Here is a 1,613-nt window from a genome sequence, read left to right on the forward strand (position 1 = left end):
AGTTCCATAGTTATGATTTTTCTAAAAATTTATACTTTTAAAGGAAGATCAAAACGTTTCTATTAAATAAAAAGCAAAGTTTCTAGCTAAAATTAGAGAAAAATTTAATCTGAACTGAAATTTCAGAAGAAAATTAAAGAAAATTTTGCATGTGAATTAGTTCAAAAGAGCTATGAAAAGTCACTATCTATTTAAAAAATGAAGAGTTATTAATTTTGAATCACTTCAGCTTGATGTGAATAAATTCCATTATATAGGTGATTAAAGAATATTGCTGAAAAAGTTGAAATTTGTCGGATGATGTCAGAATTGATTTGTTACATTTGTGTTAATGATGTGTAACGTAAAATTTGTTTTGATACAAGGGTTTTGGACTTTTTTGCAAGTCTACGTCATTTTGATTTTATCAATTTATAAAATCAAAAATTTTGTCTTAAATCACGTTAACGGGTCATGATCGGTATTCAATTTAATAAAAAAGTGAAATTCTTGTATTTGAAGATATAAAAATAATAGAATAATATGGGTTATTTATGGATTTCATGAAATCTATCAATTTGGAACTTTTGTCCCATGCTAATCGGTTTTAAAGTTTGTATATTTAAAATAGCTAGAAAGTATTGGGAGGAAAAAAGGGATATAAGGATTTATTGTGAAATTTTGGGCAATAAGAGGATTTGAGAAATTTATATGGCGACTCCGATCATGTCTTAGTTTTTAAAAATCGTGATCTATCTGACTGAGAAGATCCAGTTATTTTCGCCCGATATGAGGACTTTGCTTAATGGCTTGCAGAACATAGAAGTTGTTCAACAGAAGCTCCATGGACATCAAGCAGGACAACATGCCCTCACTGCTTCCCGAAATGGCTTCATAAGTACATAAGCTGTTCTCTTTTTTAGACAATGTATGGGGGCACTGATTGTAATTGAAACAGCATGGCAGTTGTATAGGCCAAACTGTAAGATTCCCTGTCCATAGCATCATATCCAGTAAATCCGTCCCACATCTCCCGTATTGCAAAAGACAACTTCATTATTTTTAAGGTATGTGAAACGTATCCTTAGCAGCCTGGGAACCCCGTTGGCCCGTCCGATGACCATCATTTTTCATCCATGTACAAAATCAGGAAGTCATAAGCGCAGTCGTGAATCACGCTCCTAACCACGCTGCAGCAGCTCATGTATCTCACAGCATCGATACCCTCCAGCCAAGATTCGACAGCACACATCATGATACACTACGTTGTTAATATTGTGGCAACCATTCTACAACCCACCACCAAGATGTACTCTCAGCATAATTCAAAAATATTCTCATTCCATGCACATTTTCATACATCCAGAGTCAGAGTTATTTGCTATGTCCGCACAACTAAAAAAGCTTGCACTGCGAAAGTGTGAGCGATGAAAAAGAAGATGCGCTTGTTTCGATTCAAATTCAGCTCTTTGAAGGCACCCATATCTCAATGGTATATCAGGAGTGATCGCTTTTGCCGACTACCATTGGCAATTTAATGCCGGAGAAAAGACACGCATGACTAGTTCCTTGACAAGGGCGGTCATTTATGAGGAGTTACTTTACCTCTATCTATTTCGCGAGGAGAGATACGT

Source organism: Paenibacillus peoriae, from assembly GCF_022531965.1.
GTDB classification, from domain to species: Bacteria; Bacillota; Bacilli; order Paenibacillales; family Paenibacillaceae; genus Paenibacillus; species Paenibacillus polymyxa_D.